Here is a 15,479-nt window from a genome sequence, read left to right on the forward strand (position 1 = left end):
TTAATAAGTTAAATCCTTTAATACTTTTACTACTACAAATAAATGTTTAATGGCTTCTTTCTTTACAGGGAATGGCTTGTGTTCAACATTATGGCTAGTAAGCAACCATTTTTCCCCAGGTAGCTCATCATGGATGTATTTAACAGCAGACATTTCTGCTCCTATTAATACATAGGTAAGCCCCAATGGGATAAAGCTTCTGTCTTGAATTCTCCTAATCAATAGCACATCTCCACTATTTATAAATGTGGCCATACTATCACCTTTCGCTCGAACACCTAGTAAACCTTCTGTAGAACTCATTTCCTCCAAGTGTATCCATCCAACCAAAGGAATGCTGTTATTATCGTCAATTAGCCGCTGCACATTTCCTGCATTGATATCAATATCATAAAGAGGTATGGCGTTTTCTGGCACTCCCTTTTCTTTATATTGCTCTGTTCCCAAAATTTTAAGGCTAGAATTTTCTTTTAAAATCACCTCATCCCCTCCAATCCCATCAATAAGCCAGTCCAAGGATATGTTATATGTTCTACTATAGAACATTGCTAAGTCTAAATACTTTTCGGCTTTATCACTTTCAAGTTTTGAAATAGAAGAGCGGGCTATATGCGCCAGTTCTGCTACATCAGTCTGCTTAAGATTTACATATTCCCTTGTTTTTATAAGCCTTTGGCCTATAGTGCTTTTACTTTTCAATGTTCTAAAAATGAAATATATTAGAAATTATTTGTTCTAATTTTGAAACTTTTGCTTGCAATGTTCAGTATTTGAACATATATTTACAGAAGTATTACAAACATAAGCAAAATTAGAACAACATGTACAAGCCTGACAAAGAAACATTAGAAAAACTTAGGAAAACAGCCGGACACGGTTATGCTCCTGCGGTGATTGACATTCTAAGAGATGAACACAAGTATGATGTTCAGGACGAAAAAGAGGTGAAGCGTGAAGTTTATGCCGTGGCACATGGAAGATCAGATAATGAAGTTGTAATGCAGGCTTTTTTAACCCTGGTAATCAGAAAGGCAAAAGCTGCTTCTCCTGTAAAAGCCTTGCTAGATGAAGCAATGAAAATGATAACCTCTAATGCTGCCTAACTATGAGCCTTTTACAGATTCAAACAATCAACGATGTGCAGGTAATAGAAAGCACAATAATGGCAAACGAACTAGGCATCAAGCATAAAAATTTGCTTGAAACAATTACCAAGTATCAACCCGAGATTGAGGAAGCATTTGGAGCAATCGCGTTTCAAACGCGACCGTTGCCCAACGGAGGCAAACCTTTGACTTTAGCCTACTTAACCGAAGATCAGTCGATTTTTATTTCTACTCTTTCCAGAAATTCAGAACGGGTAGTTCAATTCAAGACTAGTTTGGTTCAGTCATTCCAAGCGGCTAAAAGGCTTGTTCATAGTGTTACCGCTACGCTCACAGATGATGAGTTTTTAGCTAAGGCTCTTATAATGTCTGCTGAGAAGTTGCAGAAGCTTGAGCAAAAGACATTCCTGTTAGAAGCTGATAACGAAAAGCTGTTGCAGCAAACCACAGAGCAAGAGCAACTAATTAAATCACAAGCCCCTAAAGCCGCATTTTATGACAAGGTTCTTGATGCGAAGAATAGCATGCCTATTACCTTAATCGCAAAAGAATTAGGGATATCTGCACAGTCCCTAAATGCCAAGCTTAAAGAAAAAGGAGTGCAGTATAAAGTAGGCGGCGTTTGGGTTCTTACTCAAAAGTATTCAGGCTTGGGATACACAGAAATGAGGACTGTTAACATCCCTAGTGAATCAGACCCAAATAGAACTACCCTTCAAATGTGCTGGACTCAAAAAGGCAGAGAGTTGATACATAATAAGATTAACAGCCTTTTCAATATCCCATCTACGGTACAGTTGTCCCACCTTAAAGTTGAAAGAGAATAACAATGGGTATCATAGAGCAACTACAGCAAGAGAACAAAGAGCTTCGGCAGGAGCTTCGGGAGTTCAAAGAATTTGTCTCTGACTACATATCGCAGGTAGATGATGAGATTAAGGGATACGAGGCAGCAAGCAAGTTTTTAGGGTGTTCAGTTTCAAGCTTGCATGTATGGGTTAGGGAAAGGAAGATACCCTTCAACAAAAACGGCAAAACGGTCACTTTCTCACGGCAGGACCTGGTGAACCACAAGAGAAAGCGCAGAATAGGCAAAAGAGATACTTATACCTTAACAAAAGCAGCATGAGCGAAATAATCTTATACCCCAAAAAAGGAAGTCTCGGCATGCCAGTAGTAGCAGACCCGGCCCATTACAAAGAAGGCCGGGATTACAACCAGCCCCTGAGTCAGACGCTTCAATTCATCAGAGCCGGAGACAGCCCGGAGAATGCAGCCCTTGCCGCCATGAGTAGAGCGGGGTTATTACCTAAAACAGAAATACTAGTGTTCACCATATCAGCAGCCTAAAATGACAAATCAACAAAAAGACAATACAGGTTATTGGATAGCAGTAATCTTAATGGTAGGGGTCATAGCCCTGGTAGCTTATTGTGCAGCTCAAAATGTGTTCGTGAAATGATAACGAAGCGACAAGTAATTAACGATATTCTGGACAGTGTGCAGGGTATCAACGAGGAAACCGGCCTATCTGCCAGGATGTGGTACTACAGCAAGGATGTAGGAATTGCTGTAGAGGTGTTCAGCGGTAAGGAATGTGTACTTGAAAGCCATTACCACCCTGAACTAGCAGATTATCAGAAACTACATGGATTACTTACTTCCATTCTTACAGAACATAGAAACTTAGTAGCAGCATAAACTAATGATTAATCAAGCACATGAAAAATATCAATCCGCTTACTACAGAAAAAATTGAGCCTATTGTTCATTCAGACTTTGGCATAAATGTAACAATTCATATTGGGTGCTGCTCAGAAGAGGAGGTTTACCAGCACTTAACTGAACTCCGAAAGCAGTTCAAGAAAGCCTTTAAAAAGAATGAAGATTTCCCGGAGCAAAGGTTTGAAGATAACAACTGCTATGGGATTCACGATGCCATTATACTTCAGGAGGTGCCAGAGCGTGATCCTGATTTAGACCGCGATCAGCCTGAATTCTTCGGTGGTTACAGAATAAACTAATGATTAACCAAACACATGAAATCATTCTTCACACTTCTATTAACAGCCCTTGCTTTTGCTGGCTGTAACCCTAAGTCTCTAACAAGTAAGAGCGCCTTTGATAAGAGCTGCCATGAAAAGCCTAAGCCAGATCATGTGAAGCATAGCACCAGAACCTTTAACAGCCAGTTTGGAAAGTAATTATGACACCAAAACAGAAAGAAAATTACAACAAAATGCTCCTGACCCTGAAAATGATTGCAAAAGGTTACGGAACAACCGCTCAAATCAGAAAGAATAGCGAAAGAGATTACGGATTGGATTATGAAGAAGCCTTAGAAATGGCTTACGAGAATATCCAGCAAGATGCCAAGAATTGTGTCAAAGGCATAAAGCTATTATAAATGAAGCTACTCCTATTCCTTCTACTCCTTACCTCTTCCTGCACTACCTGTTATACCAGTAGAACAACTGGTATAGAGTACACTACTGACTTAGAATTTTACGCACAAAAATCAGAATAATGGATACACCGAAATTAAACCTATATCAGAAGCTCCTGGAGATACAGAAACGTGTCGTAGGCTTAGGCAAGGATAAGAAATCTTTCAGTTTCGAATATGTGACAGGCGCAAAGGTGCTGGAGCATATCAAGCCCCTGATGAACGAATACGGGCTGCTACTGAAACAGGAAATCGTAAGCTTTGATAATACCCGACAGGATTATAATACCGCCAAAGGAGCGAAATCAGAGATACTAACTAAGGTAGTGATTCGCTTTACCTGGATTGATTGTGAGACAGGGGAGAAAGATGTAAACGAGTTCGGGGCAAACGGTCAGAATGATTGGGATAAGGGCATAGGTTCTGCTTTAACTTATGCTGAACGCTATTTCCTGCTTAAATTCTTTCACATAGCCACAGACGAGGACGACATAGATAATCCTGAACTGAAAAAGCAAGCTGAGATTGCAGCCGAAAAGGTATTGAATGGAGCTATTAAAGAGGTAAAAGCGTGTACTGATAAGGAGTGTACTGTGCAGGTTTGGAACAAATACCCCCAATTAAAGGAAGTAGAATCGTTTAAAAGCGCAGTAGCCGAAAAAGGCAAGTCATTTACCGCTGTTGAGGCAAAAGCTCCTGAGCGGCCTGCAAATGAGCCAACACCGGTAGCCACAGAGAAGCAAAAAGACCTTATCCGTAACCTTCTGAACTCACATCATGTGCCTATTTCATTCAGGGATAGAGTTCAGGATATTGAATCGAACTATGAAGGCTACATTCCTTTAGCAGACTTTGAAACTATCTATAAAGAGTTGCAGGAATTGATTGCATGGGGCACAAAACACGAAGCAGAAACACCAGCTACATCCGATCAAATTGAATTGATTGAAATACACCTAGCGAACACCGCCTTTAAGGAAGAAGAAGCCAAAGCCGGTAAAGCCAAACTTGCAAAGGGATACACCATTGCCCAGGCAAATAAGAGGATTAAGCAATTAGAAGGCCTGATTGAAGAACGATCTAAAGCCAAATCAAATGCAGCATAAAGCCACCTTTGAGCAGGACAGGGGCTACTACATTATCAAGTTACACACATCAAAATAATTTCACAACATGGATATTAAAATCGAAGAACTGCTGAAACTCAGCAAGAAAGAGGCTACTCAATTAGCAAAAGAGCTAGTAACTGACATAGTGGAAGGCGGCAAAGAAGATCCGCTTAAAGTCTACATCGAGACAAAAAAGATAAATGAGTATTTCGCTGAGGTAAATAAAGGCCTTGCCAAACCTGCACAAGATGAAGCCGCAAAGCATGGTACCAAAGGTGCTGAAATGTGGGGAGCCAAAGCACAGATAGTATCTACCCCAAGCCGGTACGATTACTCTAACTGTAATGATGAGGAGCTGGCAACCTTAGATGCTAATCTGAAAGAAGCCAAAGTAGCACTAGAGGCGCGCCAGAAGTTCCTGCAAGGTATTCCGGTTACAGGGTTGGTACTAGTAGACGAGGAATCAGGAGACGCTACCAAACTCTACCCACCTGTCAAGATTCAAGGAGAGACCATTAAGGTAGTGTATTGATAATGGCAGATACAGGAAAGAAATGTTATACCCGAAAAGAAAAGCAGCATGAGAACCAGCACAGATTACCAGACCTTCCTAAGCAACCTCCAAAAGTTAAGAGAGGCAGCGAAAAATAAAGCCACCGCAACACAGGCCGTAGAACTCAAAAATACAAAGCCATGCAAGTAAAAGATAACAAAACCACTTCTAAAAGCTATTCTCTGATAGGGGCACTGATGCTTATACTATCCCAAATTGTACAAGAGCCACACGAAACAATCATACTGTTAGTGGTAGGTGCTACGCTGGTAGGTACGGGTGGGTATCTGTGGGTAGAAGGGAGGAGGGAGCAAGCATGAAAGTACCACGCCTTACCACCTGCTGCAAACTGGCAGACTTAACGAAAACTATTCAGGAAATTATTAACCAGAAGAAAGCAAGAAACCTATGTCATTAACTCATGGCTCCCTGTTCTCTGGCATCGGAGGTTTTGAAATTGGGGCAGCAGCAAATAATATATCTACGATATGGAATTGTGAGATAGATAGCTATAACAGAAAAATCTTAAAACAACATTTCCCTAACACAATTCAACATGAAGACATCAGAGAATTACGACACCCGTCAGCAGTTGACATTATTTCAGGGGGTTTCCCCTGCCAAGACCTGTCCATTGCAGGCAGAGGCAGGGGAATCACAGGAGAGCGAAGCGGCTTATGGTCAGAGATGCTCCGCATTATTGACGAAGGCCGACCTGCTTACGTGGTCATTGAAAATTCCCCAGAGCTTCTCAAAAAAGGATTTGAAAATGTCTTATATCCGCTTTCCGAAATCGGGTACGATGCAGAATGGCAATGTTTATCGGGCACCACATTTGGAGTGCAACAGGGTAGGGAAAGAGTTTATTGTATTGCCCACACCAACGGTATCGGACAGCAAGGGGAGCGGCAAAAGCCGATATTTTCAGAGCCAGAACTATCACGGCAATTTCAGGGAGTACATCCGGGATGGCGAACACGATCCGATATACCCAAACCCCGCGCTTTCCGAAGCCTTAATGACATTCCCAACGGGATGGAGCGAACTAAGGCCCACGGAAACGCAATAATGCCAATAGTGGCATCCTATTTATTTAGATGTATTGTTAACCATTATAACCAAATAACCCCATGACCCCACATATAATCCTTCTGACGCAGGAGCCAAACGCTGATATGCGCTTCTACTACACAGCAGACATTGCGCACACAGATGACGATGGTGCATTGAAAGTATTTCCTTCATTTGATGCAGCAGCGGATGAAAGAGATGATTTGGAGATTGATGGTTATATAATAGAACTACCAATATACTCAATATGAAAACCATAGACTGTTATGGAGTGCAGGTCACACCACTGGAGGAGATGCAAATAATGAAGTATATAAATTCTAATAGTATTGCTCCAAACACGCTTACAGCAGCAGAAAGGAAACAACTTGTAGCTAATATCTTATCAACCTTAATCAAATAACCCCATGACAGCATTCATCCTATTACTCGCAATGTCCATTATTTGCATCATTACCCTTATAGCTATCTTCTTCTATGACCTATGGAAGTATGGGGAAGTTATAGAGTTGCCGGATGGGGGGATTGTGTATTCAAAATCAATATCTGGGCGATCCCTAAAGGGCCAGGCTCCTTCGTGCTCCGCTTCGCTCCGGTCCTGAAGGGCTAAACCTTTCACATCACTAATGCAAAAAAAACAACAATGGAAACTAAAGAAATAACGCAAGAGAAACTATTCCAAAGCTTCTGTGCCCCTGGAATTTTCAGGGAGTACACAGAAGCCCCATTTGAGCAAAACGGCTATGTATACGCTACAAATGGCCACATCATTATTAGAACGCCAAAAGACCTGTATTGCAGCCAAGCAGCGACCCTAGAAAAGCCAATTTCTAGTTTTGTGTTTGATGGTGCTAACAAAAGTATTGCTATTGACTTTAACGTTTCAGAGATAGAAGCCCTTAAAACAGAACCTGAATACAGAGTTTTAAAGAAGTCGCAGGAGTGCGGCACATGCGAAGGTTTTGGTGAGGTGACGTGGGAGTTTGAGCACCACGAAAGGGAAGATGATTGCCCTGTTTGCTATGGTTCAGGAATTGCGGAGGCAGAACATAAGGAGTTAACAGGCAATACAACATTCGGCACTGCCTATGTTACAATCTACGATACTCCGCTTGATGTAAAGCTGTTCTACAAGCTTGTGCAGTTAAATGAGCCTATCGCTTTAATAAAATATACAAGCAAAACGCAAGCCATTGTCTTCAAAGCAGGCCAATACGATGTAGGAATAATGCCTGTATCGTCTACAGGGGATTATCCAGTAATCAAAATACTATAGCCCTGATGATCCATCTTAATCCAGGAGAACGCATACTAGACGAAAGTAAGTTTGTAGCCCGAAACAAGAGCTACAGCGAACACATGACCAAATACGCGAAACAAACCCACACCGAGAAGCTAGAACGCTACTACCAGCTTAAAAATGACCAAAAAAAGTAAAGACACCTGCACCTGCAAGTTTCCCTTAGTGAAAGAGAGCAATCCTATATGCAGAGAATGCGAGAAAGAAGTACCAAAAGAAAAACTGAAAAGCTTATGACACAAATTGAAAGAGAAGCAGCCCAGGTAAAAGAGCTTGGAGATAGAATAGGTTACGGACACATGATGCATTTAGCCTCTGCATTATGGCGAAAGATGCTGGTAGAAAAAGGATGGCCAGCAAGCGGTGCAACTGTACCAACCTCCTTGCATGCCATTAAGCAGCCTAATAAAAAGTATGCTGAAACAAGCATGGCGCAATATGACGAGATAGTGAAACCCCTTTAAGCGACTACTATGACACCAAGAACCATAAAGATAAACGAGAAGCTAACACACACCCAATTCGGCATTTCTAAGCCCCTGTTTGACGCGCATGTGAAAGATAAGCCTTTGCCGGTCCTGAAGTTCGAACATGGCTTCTACAGCGTGGAAATAGCCGGAGAAGGGTACACAGTGCACACTTCGGATGTAGACCGGAACCACCACGAGAAGATAGCCGAGGAATATAACAGCTATGAGTTCTGAGCCTTTCTACAACCCCTTCAGCTTCTTAACAGATCAGGAAGCTAGGATACTGGCAGAAGAAGAAGAAAGAACACTACCGGTGTATTCCGACTACTCGCAGCCTTATCAGCCAGGTAAGTACAATAGTAAGAAACGAAGGCAGTATTTAGGGGGTGAAAGAAGAATGTTATTAGGAGAAGAACAACTTAAAAGAGCAGCATAAGATATGAAAAAACAGACCACCTATGAAAACCTTTTTGGAGAGGTCATAACCGTATCTAACAAGAAGGGCAACCCGCTTTTAAAATCCTTTGGCAAAGGTCCGGAAGGCGAACGATGCAAGAATTGCAAGCACATCTACAGGAAGCAATACGCAGGCACCTACTACAAATGTGAGCTTAGAGGCAACACCAACGGACCAGGCACAGACCACAGAGTGAACTGGCCTGCTTGCGGAAAATTTGAGAAAGGAGAGGATTAGTATGAAGATGCTCTATAAGTGGTATGTAGTTTACCCTCTAACAGCACTTTGGGCCTATTACATAGCCTCTACTAGTTCGCTGCTTGAAACCGCTACACACTTCGGCTTAGTCGCAATGATTGTAGCAGCAGGAGTAAAAAGGAAAGGAGAGGGTTAGTCTACTGTAATGCCTAAAACCTATTTTTTGGTTAGGCGGTCCAGCTCCTGCTGAGTAAGTCTATCAATTACCTCATACTGTTTTTCATCAGTCATGGCAGCGATTAAGCGGAGAATTTTAAGGGATTCATTAGAAAACTTAGTAGTAACAAGGTTTTCAGCCCTCTTGCTCTCTGCCAAATTGAAAACATACGGACTGTTAGCCGGATCATTACAAACTAAATTACCCTTGTTATGAAGATCATAATAGTATTTCTCTTTTTGAGCAGCATCAATATTACAAGAGCATTCTTCTATAATATCCATTACGGGTAACAGTTCATTGGCTCTTAAATCCCTTATCCAGTCAAGCTTTGCTCTGCTACCATATGTATCGCCATAATGAGACATAAGACGCTCTTTAGGATTGATGGTTACGCCAATATACCTAATGGCTTGATCTCTAGGGTCTGAAAGGGAATACACATAATACATAATAATTATTCTTTAGGTGGTGGAAACTTGCCAATGCTTTTAAGATACTCTTCTGCCAATTTATTCATCAAAGCTGACAGAGAACGCTTTTCAGCTTTACAATCAGACATTAGTGAATCATAAATGTCAGAAGGAAATCGAACAGGATATGTAATTGACTTTGCCACAATATTGAGTTTTTAGTTATAACTGACACAAAATTAACAATTATACATCCGTATGCAAATATATGCAAAATATTTGAAACTATTGCATACAATTGCGTACATTTGCATACGGATTAAATGTAACGGGGTAAACCATTCAGCAATAAAACTATGCAGTTAAGACCATACCAAACCGAAGCTATATCGCTCTTAAGGCAGGCATTTAGGCAGCAGAAGAAAAAAGTAATCCTCTGTTTACCAACTGGTGCCGGAAAAACATTTACCTTTAGTGATCTAGCAAAACGGACAGTTGAGAAGGGCGGCAGGGTATTAATTCTGACTCATAGAATCGAGTTATTGACCCAGGCCGACGGCGCACTTACGAAAGTAGGGCTGAACCCGTTTGTAATCAGTGCCAACACAAAGCACCTCTATACAGCAGAGTGTTACGTGGCAATGGTTGAAACCTTTTACAGACGCGTAAAAAAGGAATCCTTTGTTTCTGCTTTAGGCAATATATCCTTAGTCATTATAGACGAGTGTCATTTAGGTAACTTCTTTAAGATTATAGAATACTTTCAGGATGCCTTTATTATCGGGGCAACTGCTACTCCTATTTCCTCTAAAAAAGAATTTCCGCTAAAGGACTTCTACAGTGACATTGTGGAGCCTATCGATATTCCGAGCCTCATTCAGATGGGCTTTCTGGCACCGCCTATAACATATGGTGCAAAAGAGGAAATTACCGGACTGAAAACAAAGATGGGAGAGTACACCGATGAATCACTGATGAATGTCTTTGATAAGAAAACGATGTACGACGATGCCATTACCCACTATAAGCAGCTTGCAGCAGGCAGGAAAACAATTTGCTTTAATATCAACATCGAGCATAGCATTAAAATGAAGAACGCCTTCCTGGATGCCGGAATTTCAGCCGAGCATTTAGATGGCACTACGCCGGATGCCGAGAGGAAACGTATTCTAAAGGCATTCAACCGAGGCGAATTCAATGTTTTGTGCAATGTGGGGGTACTTACAACCGGATTCGATGAACCTTCTATTTCCTGCATCATTATCAACAGGGCAACTAAAAGCACATCGCTTTATTTCCAGTGTTGCGGAAGGGGCAGCCGTATGGCTCCAGGCAAAAAGGACTTCATCATTATTGATATGGGCGCAAACTTCAAAGAGCACGGCCTTTGGAATGAGCCTATCAACTGGCGCGACAGGTTTCTCAATCCTAAAAAACCAGGTAAAGGAGGGGGTGTGGCTCCCGTTAAAGAATGCCACAAATGCTCTGCCATCATACCCGCAGGCGTTAAAACATGTTCCTATTGCGGTTTCACCTACACAAAGGAGCATGAAGAAAAAGAACTGTTGAGATCAGCCGGCTTTGTAGAAATCAGTCCTGAGCATCTTAGCAAAGCGTGGGATAAAATGTCTGTAAAGGAGATTGAAGCCACCAGAATACTCAAAAATTATAAAATCGGATGGGCTGTACATCAGCTTAAACCGAGAGGCCGACCCGCTCTTGAAGAGTACGCAGTGTTGAAAGGTTATAAAGAGGGATGGGTTGATTATCAAATAGATCAGGAGCATGAAAATATCTAAATTCAAAACACTATTCGACACAAAGAATCCTGACAATATAGCTTTTGCAGAGTTCTTTGATGCCGTAAAAAATGGGGAGTGGGAAGATATAATTCATCGTATCAGGTTAGAAGCCGACCATGACGAAAGACAGAAATTAAAGCAGCGATACCTACCCTATGTTACAATATCCGGCACTTTTTCACAACGGACCAACGATGGATTAGAAGAGCATTCAGGTTTACTCTGCATAGATTTTGACAAAGTTGCCAACCTGCCACAGACACAGCAGAACATACAAAACGACCCTTACACGTTTGCTTGTATGGTTTCGGCTTCTGGTAACGGACTTGCAGCTATTGTTAAGATAGACCCTAAAAAACATGCAGACGCATTTTTAGCACTTGAAAGTTACTACTATAACAAGTTCGCTTTAATCTGTGATCCGGCTTGTAAAGATGTTTCCAGGCCGCGCTATGTCACATACGACCCGAACGCGTACCTGAACCCGAACAGCCAGAAGTTTACAGCCTATCTACCAAAGAAGGCGCAGCCAAAACTTACAACATTCATTTATTCGGATTCAGACTTTGAAAACGTCATAGCGCAGATTGTTGATAACAACATTGATATTACAGGAGATTATCAGCAGTGGCGCAATTTAGGATTTGCTATAGCATCAGCGTACAAGGAAGCAGGGCAGGATTATTTTGTAGCCATCAGTCAGTTTCATGCAAAGTATGACTATGATATAGCCGTGAAGCAGTACGGGTACTGTGTCAAGTCCAGAGGGCAAGGTATCAGTATTTCCACGTTCTTTTATTATGCAAAGCTGGCAGGGTTACAGATTGTATCCGACCGTACCAGGATAATTGCCACAGCCGCAAAGCAGGCCAAAAGAAGCAGGAGAGATGAAGCCAGTGCCATAAACCTACTAGAGCAATTCGATGGCATTCCGGCAGCGGAATCAGAGCCAATAGTTAAGCAGGTTTTCAGTCAGAACATAGATACTAGGGATGAATCAGATTTACCCATAGTAGAACAAGCTGAACTTTTCCTGAAAACTAACTACTCCTTCAGGCGCAATGTTATCAGCAGGTATATTGAATTGAACGGGTTAGAGTTAACGGCCAAAGATTTCAACTCTATTTACCTCCAAGCCCGAAAAGCGGTAGGTGATAGCCTGACCTTTGACCTTTGCGACAGGCTTATTAATTCGGATATGACACCGGATTATAACCCATTGACAGAGTTTTTCCAGCGTCATGCCTACGATTACCAGGAAGGGTTGATTCAAAAGCTGATTACCTGCATCCGAACTGATAACTCCTACGATGTCGGCATTTACATTTTAAAGTGGCTGGTAGGAATTGTAAGTGCAGCGCATGGTAAGCATAGCCCTTTGCTTTTAGTGCTGACAGGGGGGCAGGGATCCGGCAAGACAGAGTTTTTCCGCAGGCTCCTACCGCCTGAACTCAGAAAATACTATGCTGAATCAAAGTTGGATGCTGGCAAAGATGATGAATTGCTAATGACACAGAAGCTTCTAATTATGGATGATGAGATGGGCGGCAAGTCAAAGCAGGAGGCCAAACGGCTGAAAGAACTTACATCTAAACAGACGTTTTCTTTGAGGGAGCCATACGGCAGGAATAACGTTGACCTGCAAAGGCTGGCTGTGCTGTGCGGTACCACCAATGATATACAGGTGCTATCAGACCCTACCGGAAACAGGCGCATTATTCCTATTAACGTGCTTTCGATCAATCACGAATTATACAATAGCATAGATAAAACCGCACTCTTTGCTGAGGCATACCAGTTTTACACGCGTGGGTTTGACTGGCAGCTTACCAAAGAAGAGGTTCAGGCTTTGAATTGTGGTTCTTCTGAGTTTGAAGAGGTCTTTGCTGAAAAAGAATTGGTGATTGAATATTTCGAGAGAGCAGACGAACCAGGACTACCAGGCCTTGTAGACAAAACAAGAAGATCAATTTCATGGATTGCAAGCTGGCTTTATGAACGCTCCAAACACAGGATAGACAAGCGCAAACTTAAACTAGCAATGGAGCAATTAGGCTATCAGTATAAAGCATATAAGGTCGGCGGTCAGACATTGAGAGGTTTCGAGTTTAAGATTAAACAAAATGCAACTTCTTAGTTTTTGCAACCGATTTTGCAACCGATTTTGCAACCTGAAACAACTAACTATTAGATAGTTATACTAAAGTTGCAAAAGTTGCAAATAATATTCTAATAAACATAAGCAGTCATTTTATATAGCACACACAGACATATACACCCCCTTTTATAATGTATTATATACTCTGGTGCTTTATGTGAACTTGAAATTGCAACCTGCTAAAATAGTCTCTAAACACTATGATTATCAATCTCTTACGGGTTGCAATTTCAAAACGCAAAAATTTTGCAACCTCACTAAATGAATAGTAATTATGAAAAATAATCCATCAGAAATACAATTACAGGCAAGCGTCTTTCAGAAGCTTTGGAATGAATACCCCGAAACCCGTTACTCTTTCTTTGCGGTCCCGAACGGAGGCACCCGAAACCCCATCGAGGCAATGCAGCTCAAAGCCTCCGGCCTGGTGCCAGGGGTAGCAGATACAATCTTACTCTGGAATGGCAAAGCCTATGCAGCGGAGTTTAAGACACTCAAAGGCAAACTCCGAGATGCACAGATTAAATTTAGGGAGCAGTGCGAAAGGCAAAACATTCCTTATGTGGTGATTAGAACAGAAGAACAGTTTTGGGAATGGATACTACCGATTATAGACCAACGAAACCAGATTAGCGCGTGAGAACCTTACCCCTTACGATCATACCAGGATATCCCAAGACTTAGCCAGAACAGGGAATTTTGAGGGGTTGATTAGAATACAGAAACTTTTAAAGCACAGGCAGGATGAAATACAAAAACTATCTGACAGAGCAGCAAACCCAATACCTAAAAGACAACTTTAGCCAAAAGAGCAACAAGGAGATGGCGCAGGAGTTAGGCGTGAAGCTGTACCATGTGCGTTATGCCCTGTATTCTATGGGACTGACAAGAATGAAGCTTGATTACTGGACAGAGGAGCAGACAGCCTTTTTGAAAGAGAATTTCAGACTGATGGGAGATAAAGAGATAGCCACCGTGTTTGAGCAGCGATGGCCCAAAAGCAAGCCCTGGACGCTGAAGCATATAGAGAAAAAGCGCAATTACCTGCACCTGCACCGGACAAAGCAGGAGTTATACGAGATACACTGGCGCAACAAACGCAACGGCAGCTGGGACAACGCCCATAAGTGGATGTGGCAAACAAGGGGTGTTTCTAAGCCAGGAGACACAAGGGAGTGGCCAGACCAGGACGGAGTTTTAAGAAAGCATATCAAAACTGAAAAATCCTTTGTGCCTATGGCGCCTTATGTTTGGAGGCAGGAAAAGGGGGAGATACCGGAAGGATTCGTGATATGGTTCAAAGACCGAAACCCGCTGAATTGCGACATTGAAAACTTGGAATGCATCAGCAGAGCGGAGAACGCAATCAGGAACAGCGCGGCCATAAGGCTTACCGACAACTACGTGGCAGCTATCAGCACCATGAAGGACAAGCACCTAAGAAATGAGATTAAGCAGCACCCTGAGCTGATACAGGCAATAAGGGCAAGGCTGCTACTAAAACGAAAAGTTAAAACCCTAATAAAACAGAGAAATGGCAAAGAATAAATTATCAGACCTTAACAACCACCTTTTCGCACAACTGGAAAGGCTCAATGATGACGACTTAACAGCAGATCAGGTAGAAAAAGAAATCGGAAGGGCAAAGGCTATTTCATCCATAGCCTCACAGGTAATACACTCCTCAAAAGTAACCCTAGAGGCTATGCGCCTGGTTGCCAGCGGAGACCTCAGAGAGGAGGAACTACCAGACCAGTTCAACCATAAGAGATTACAGGCATGACCCAAAAAGAGAAACAAGCGGTTGCCCTCTACTACCAGAGGAACACCCAAAGAGCCACCTGCAACAAGTACGGGATAAGCGCACAGCAGGCAAAGCAGATCGTTCAGGAGGTGTACGGGAAACTCAAATCCCACAAGGACACGATAGAGCAGAAGTACAGCAGCGTGGAGATACGCCGGTTCTATGCCCTCTACCTGGCAGGCTATGGCATCCGGGCAGACTACGAAGATTTGCTCAGGCACTGGCAGCTGGCAGCCTTTGACGAGCGGGTACACATAGACCAGATCGTATTTGAGCTTTCAGAAGTATGGGAGAGGTTCAGCAACTGCCATACGATGCAACCACATTCAAGAATAGCAGCATGAAAGCCTGGACACTCACTTTCCAAATTAGGGA

At 42.3% G+C, this 15,479-nt stretch carries 27 protein-coding genes; 24 read left to right on the top strand and 3 right to left on the bottom strand.

Annotation, left to right across the window (positions count from 1 at the left end; all coding sequences use genetic code 11):
* Complete coding sequence (locus FVR03_RS01085; RefSeq protein WP_187269993.1) at nucleotides 1–699, bottom strand: XRE family transcriptional regulator; 699 nt, start codon at nucleotides 697–699, stop codon at nucleotides 1–3.
* Nucleotides 700–821: 122 nt separating this feature from the next.
* On the opposite strand from FVR03_RS01085, the gene FVR03_RS01090 reads away from it, so the two are divergent.
* The 18 genes from FVR03_RS01090 (at nucleotide 822) to FVR03_RS01170 (ending at nucleotide 8,749) form a co-directional block, all read left to right on the top strand.
* On the top strand, nucleotides 822–1,103 hold the full coding sequence (locus FVR03_RS01090; protein ID WP_147919910.1) for a hypothetical protein: 282 nt from the start codon (nucleotides 822–824) through the stop codon (nucleotides 1,101–1,103).
* Nucleotides 1,104–1,105: 2 nt separating this feature from the next.
* Nucleotides 1,106–1,933 carry a phage antirepressor KilAC domain-containing protein gene (locus FVR03_RS01095; RefSeq protein ID WP_147919911.1) on the top strand — a complete coding sequence of 276 codons (828 nt, stop codon included), beginning with the start codon at nucleotides 1,106–1,108 and terminating at the stop codon, nucleotides 1,931–1,933.
* A 2-nt stretch (nucleotides 1,934–1,935) separates the two neighbouring features.
* The gene (locus FVR03_RS01100; protein ID WP_147919912.1) at nucleotides 1,936–2,235 is read left to right on the top strand and encodes a helix-turn-helix domain-containing protein; all 300 of its coding nucleotides are present in this window, start codon (nucleotides 1,936–1,938) and stop codon (nucleotides 2,233–2,235) included.
* A complete protein-coding gene (locus tag FVR03_RS01105; protein ID WP_147919913.1) occupies nucleotides 2,232–2,456 on the top strand; it encodes a hypothetical protein in 225 nt (74 codons plus the stop codon). The genes FVR03_RS01100 and FVR03_RS01105 overlap by 4 nt, the downstream gene beginning before the upstream one ends.
* 108 nt (nucleotides 2,457–2,564) lie before the next feature.
* A complete protein-coding gene (locus FVR03_RS01110) occupies nucleotides 2,565–2,807 on the top strand; it encodes a hypothetical protein (protein WP_147919914.1) in 243 nt (80 codons plus the stop codon).
* A 20-nt stretch (nucleotides 2,808–2,827) separates the two neighbouring features.
* Nucleotides 2,828–3,130 (top strand): hypothetical protein, encoded by a 303-nt coding sequence (locus FVR03_RS01115; protein WP_147919915.1) that lies wholly within the window; start codon nucleotides 2,828–2,830, stop codon nucleotides 3,128–3,130.
* Nucleotides 3,131–3,312: 182 nt separating this feature from the next.
* On the top strand, nucleotides 3,313–3,513 hold the full coding sequence (locus FVR03_RS01120; RefSeq protein ID WP_147919916.1) for a hypothetical protein: 201 nt from the start codon (nucleotides 3,313–3,315) through the stop codon (nucleotides 3,511–3,513).
* Nucleotides 3,514–3,632: 119 nt separating this feature from the next.
* A complete protein-coding gene (locus FVR03_RS01125) occupies nucleotides 3,633–4,658 on the top strand; it encodes an ERF family protein (RefSeq protein ID WP_147919917.1) in 1,026 nt (341 codons plus the stop codon).
* Between the two features lie 67 nt (nucleotides 4,659–4,725).
* Entirely contained in the window at nucleotides 4,726–5,193 is a 468-nt protein-coding gene (locus tag FVR03_RS01130) for a hypothetical protein (RefSeq protein ID WP_147919918.1), read from the top strand.
* Nucleotides 5,194–5,354: 161 nt separating this feature from the next.
* The gene (locus tag FVR03_RS01135) at nucleotides 5,355–5,534 is read left to right on the top strand and encodes a hypothetical protein (RefSeq protein ID WP_147919919.1); all 180 of its coding nucleotides are present in this window, start codon (nucleotides 5,355–5,357) and stop codon (nucleotides 5,532–5,534) included.
* An 88-nt stretch (nucleotides 5,535–5,622) separates the two neighbouring features.
* On the top strand, nucleotides 5,623–6,348 hold the full coding sequence (locus FVR03_RS25130; protein ID WP_147919920.1) for a DNA cytosine methyltransferase: 726 nt from the start codon (nucleotides 5,623–5,625) through the stop codon (nucleotides 6,346–6,348).
* Nucleotides 6,345–6,536 (top strand): hypothetical protein, encoded by a 192-nt coding sequence (locus FVR03_RS01145; RefSeq protein ID WP_147919921.1) that lies wholly within the window; start codon nucleotides 6,345–6,347, stop codon nucleotides 6,534–6,536. Before FVR03_RS25130 ends, FVR03_RS01145 begins: the two co-directional genes overlap by 4 nt.
* A gap of 392 nt (nucleotides 6,537–6,928) precedes the next feature.
* On the top strand, nucleotides 6,929–7,561 hold the full coding sequence (locus FVR03_RS01150) for a hypothetical protein (protein ID WP_147919922.1): 633 nt from the start codon (nucleotides 6,929–6,931) through the stop codon (nucleotides 7,559–7,561).
* A gap of 5 nt (nucleotides 7,562–7,566) precedes the next feature.
* A complete protein-coding gene (locus FVR03_RS24190) occupies nucleotides 7,567–7,722 on the top strand; it encodes a hypothetical protein (RefSeq protein WP_187269994.1) in 156 nt (51 codons plus the stop codon).
* Between the two features lie 96 nt (nucleotides 7,723–7,818).
* Nucleotides 7,819–8,049: a hypothetical protein gene (locus FVR03_RS01155; RefSeq protein ID WP_147919923.1), complete on the top strand. Its 231-nt coding sequence runs from the start codon at nucleotides 7,819–7,821 to the stop codon at nucleotides 8,047–8,049.
* Nucleotides 8,050–8,058: 9 nt separating this feature from the next.
* Nucleotides 8,059–8,289 carry a hypothetical protein gene (locus FVR03_RS01160; RefSeq protein WP_147919924.1) on the top strand — a complete coding sequence of 77 codons (231 nt, stop codon included), beginning with the start codon at nucleotides 8,059–8,061 and terminating at the stop codon, nucleotides 8,287–8,289.
* A complete protein-coding gene (locus tag FVR03_RS01165) occupies nucleotides 8,279–8,491 on the top strand; it encodes a hypothetical protein (RefSeq protein WP_147919925.1) in 213 nt (70 codons plus the stop codon). The genes FVR03_RS01160 and FVR03_RS01165 overlap by 11 nt, the downstream gene beginning before the upstream one ends.
* A gap of 3 nt (nucleotides 8,492–8,494) precedes the next feature.
* Entirely contained in the window at nucleotides 8,495–8,749 is a 255-nt protein-coding gene (locus FVR03_RS01170) for a hypothetical protein (RefSeq protein ID WP_147919926.1), read from the top strand.
* Nucleotides 8,750–8,926: 177 nt separating this feature from the next.
* Here the strand turns inward: FVR03_RS01170 and FVR03_RS01175 are convergent, their stop codons facing one another.
* Complete coding sequence (locus FVR03_RS01175; RefSeq protein WP_147919927.1) at nucleotides 8,927–9,379, bottom strand: GIY-YIG nuclease family protein; 453 nt, start codon at nucleotides 9,377–9,379, stop codon at nucleotides 8,927–8,929.
* A gap of 5 nt (nucleotides 9,380–9,384) precedes the next feature.
* On the bottom strand, nucleotides 9,385–9,546 hold the full coding sequence (locus tag FVR03_RS25135; protein ID WP_147919928.1) for a ribbon-helix-helix domain-containing protein: 162 nt from the start codon (nucleotides 9,544–9,546) through the stop codon (nucleotides 9,385–9,387).
* A gap of 150 nt (nucleotides 9,547–9,696) precedes the next feature.
* Here FVR03_RS25135 and FVR03_RS01185 point away from each other — a divergent pair, with 150 nt between their 5' ends.
* From FVR03_RS01185 to FVR03_RS01210, 6 genes are all read left to right on the top strand, one after another.
* Nucleotides 9,697–11,139: a DEAD/DEAH box helicase gene (locus FVR03_RS01185; RefSeq protein WP_147919929.1), complete on the top strand. Its 1,443-nt coding sequence runs from the start codon at nucleotides 9,697–9,699 to the stop codon at nucleotides 11,137–11,139.
* Nucleotides 11,126–13,279 (top strand): VapE domain-containing protein, encoded by a 2,154-nt coding sequence (locus FVR03_RS01190; protein ID WP_147919930.1) that lies wholly within the window; start codon nucleotides 11,126–11,128, stop codon nucleotides 13,277–13,279. The genes FVR03_RS01185 and FVR03_RS01190 overlap by 14 nt, the downstream gene beginning before the upstream one ends.
* A gap of 295 nt (nucleotides 13,280–13,574) precedes the next feature.
* The gene (locus FVR03_RS01195; protein ID WP_147919931.1) at nucleotides 13,575–13,940 is read left to right on the top strand and encodes a VRR-NUC domain-containing protein; all 366 of its coding nucleotides are present in this window, start codon (nucleotides 13,575–13,577) and stop codon (nucleotides 13,938–13,940) included.
* Nucleotides 13,941–14,044: 104 nt separating this feature from the next.
* Complete coding sequence (locus FVR03_RS01200; RefSeq protein ID WP_147919932.1) at nucleotides 14,045–14,848, top strand: HNH endonuclease signature motif containing protein; 804 nt, start codon at nucleotides 14,045–14,047, stop codon at nucleotides 14,846–14,848.
* Complete coding sequence (locus FVR03_RS01205) at nucleotides 14,835–15,083, top strand: hypothetical protein (protein ID WP_147919933.1); 249 nt, start codon at nucleotides 14,835–14,837, stop codon at nucleotides 15,081–15,083. Before FVR03_RS01200 ends, FVR03_RS01205 begins: the two co-directional genes overlap by 14 nt.
* Nucleotides 15,080–15,448, top strand: a complete 369-nt coding sequence (locus tag FVR03_RS01210; RefSeq protein WP_147919934.1) for a hypothetical protein — start codon at nucleotides 15,080–15,082, stop codon at nucleotides 15,446–15,448. Before FVR03_RS01205 ends, FVR03_RS01210 begins: the two co-directional genes overlap by 4 nt.
* The last annotated feature ends 31 nt before the right edge of the window (nucleotides 15,449–15,479 follow it).

Source organism: Pontibacter qinzhouensis (genome assembly GCF_008017455.1).
GTDB classification, from domain to species: domain Bacteria; phylum Bacteroidota; class Bacteroidia; order Cytophagales; family Hymenobacteraceae; genus Pontibacter; species Pontibacter qinzhouensis.

Coding starts and splice junctions, on each gene's coding strand:
- FVR03_RS01090 (WP_147919910.1), top strand. CDS start 822: ATGTACAAGCCTGACAAAGAAACATTAGAAAAACTTAGGAAAACAGCC.
- FVR03_RS01095 (WP_147919911.1), top strand. CDS start 1,106: ATGAGCCTTTTACAGATTCAAACAATCAACGATGTGCAGGTAATAGAA.
- FVR03_RS01100 (WP_147919912.1), top strand. CDS start 1,936: ATGGGTATCATAGAGCAACTACAGCAAGAGAACAAAGAGCTTCGGCAG.
- FVR03_RS01105 (WP_147919913.1), top strand. CDS start 2,232: ATGAGCGAAATAATCTTATACCCCAAAAAAGGAAGTCTCGGCATGCCA.
- FVR03_RS01110 (WP_147919914.1), top strand. CDS start 2,565: ATGATAACGAAGCGACAAGTAATTAACGATATTCTGGACAGTGTGCAG.
- FVR03_RS01115 (WP_147919915.1), top strand. CDS start 2,828: ATGAAAAATATCAATCCGCTTACTACAGAAAAAATTGAGCCTATTGTT.
- FVR03_RS01120 (WP_147919916.1), top strand. CDS start 3,313: ATGACACCAAAACAGAAAGAAAATTACAACAAAATGCTCCTGACCCTG.
- FVR03_RS01125 (WP_147919917.1), top strand. CDS start 3,633: ATGGATACACCGAAATTAAACCTATATCAGAAGCTCCTGGAGATACAG.
- FVR03_RS01130 (WP_147919918.1), top strand. CDS start 4,726: ATGGATATTAAAATCGAAGAACTGCTGAAACTCAGCAAGAAAGAGGCT.
- FVR03_RS01135 (WP_147919919.1), top strand. CDS start 5,355: ATGCAAGTAAAAGATAACAAAACCACTTCTAAAAGCTATTCTCTGATA.
- FVR03_RS25130 (WP_147919920.1), top strand. CDS start 5,623: ATGTCATTAACTCATGGCTCCCTGTTCTCTGGCATCGGAGGTTTTGAA.
- FVR03_RS01145 (WP_147919921.1), top strand. CDS start 6,345: ATGACCCCACATATAATCCTTCTGACGCAGGAGCCAAACGCTGATATG.
- FVR03_RS01150 (WP_147919922.1), top strand. CDS start 6,929: ATGGAAACTAAAGAAATAACGCAAGAGAAACTATTCCAAAGCTTCTGT.
- FVR03_RS24190 (WP_187269994.1), top strand. CDS start 7,567: ATGATCCATCTTAATCCAGGAGAACGCATACTAGACGAAAGTAAGTTT.
- FVR03_RS01155 (WP_147919923.1), top strand. CDS start 7,819: ATGACACAAATTGAAAGAGAAGCAGCCCAGGTAAAAGAGCTTGGAGAT.
- FVR03_RS01160 (WP_147919924.1), top strand. CDS start 8,059: ATGACACCAAGAACCATAAAGATAAACGAGAAGCTAACACACACCCAA.
- FVR03_RS01165 (WP_147919925.1), top strand. CDS start 8,279: ATGAGTTCTGAGCCTTTCTACAACCCCTTCAGCTTCTTAACAGATCAG.
- FVR03_RS01170 (WP_147919926.1), top strand. CDS start 8,495: ATGAAAAAACAGACCACCTATGAAAACCTTTTTGGAGAGGTCATAACC.
- FVR03_RS01175 (WP_147919927.1), bottom strand. CDS start 9,379: ATGTATTATGTGTATTCCCTTTCAGACCCTAGAGATCAAGCCATTAGG.
- FVR03_RS01185 (WP_147919929.1), top strand. CDS start 9,697: ATGCAGTTAAGACCATACCAAACCGAAGCTATATCGCTCTTAAGGCAG.
- FVR03_RS01190 (WP_147919930.1), top strand. CDS start 11,126: ATGAAAATATCTAAATTCAAAACACTATTCGACACAAAGAATCCTGAC.
- FVR03_RS01195 (WP_147919931.1), top strand. CDS start 13,575: ATGAAAAATAATCCATCAGAAATACAATTACAGGCAAGCGTCTTTCAG.
- FVR03_RS01200 (WP_147919932.1), top strand. CDS start 14,045: ATGAAATACAAAAACTATCTGACAGAGCAGCAAACCCAATACCTAAAA.
- FVR03_RS01205 (WP_147919933.1), top strand. CDS start 14,835: ATGGCAAAGAATAAATTATCAGACCTTAACAACCACCTTTTCGCACAA.
- FVR03_RS01210 (WP_147919934.1), top strand. CDS start 15,080: ATGACCCAAAAAGAGAAACAAGCGGTTGCCCTCTACTACCAGAGGAAC.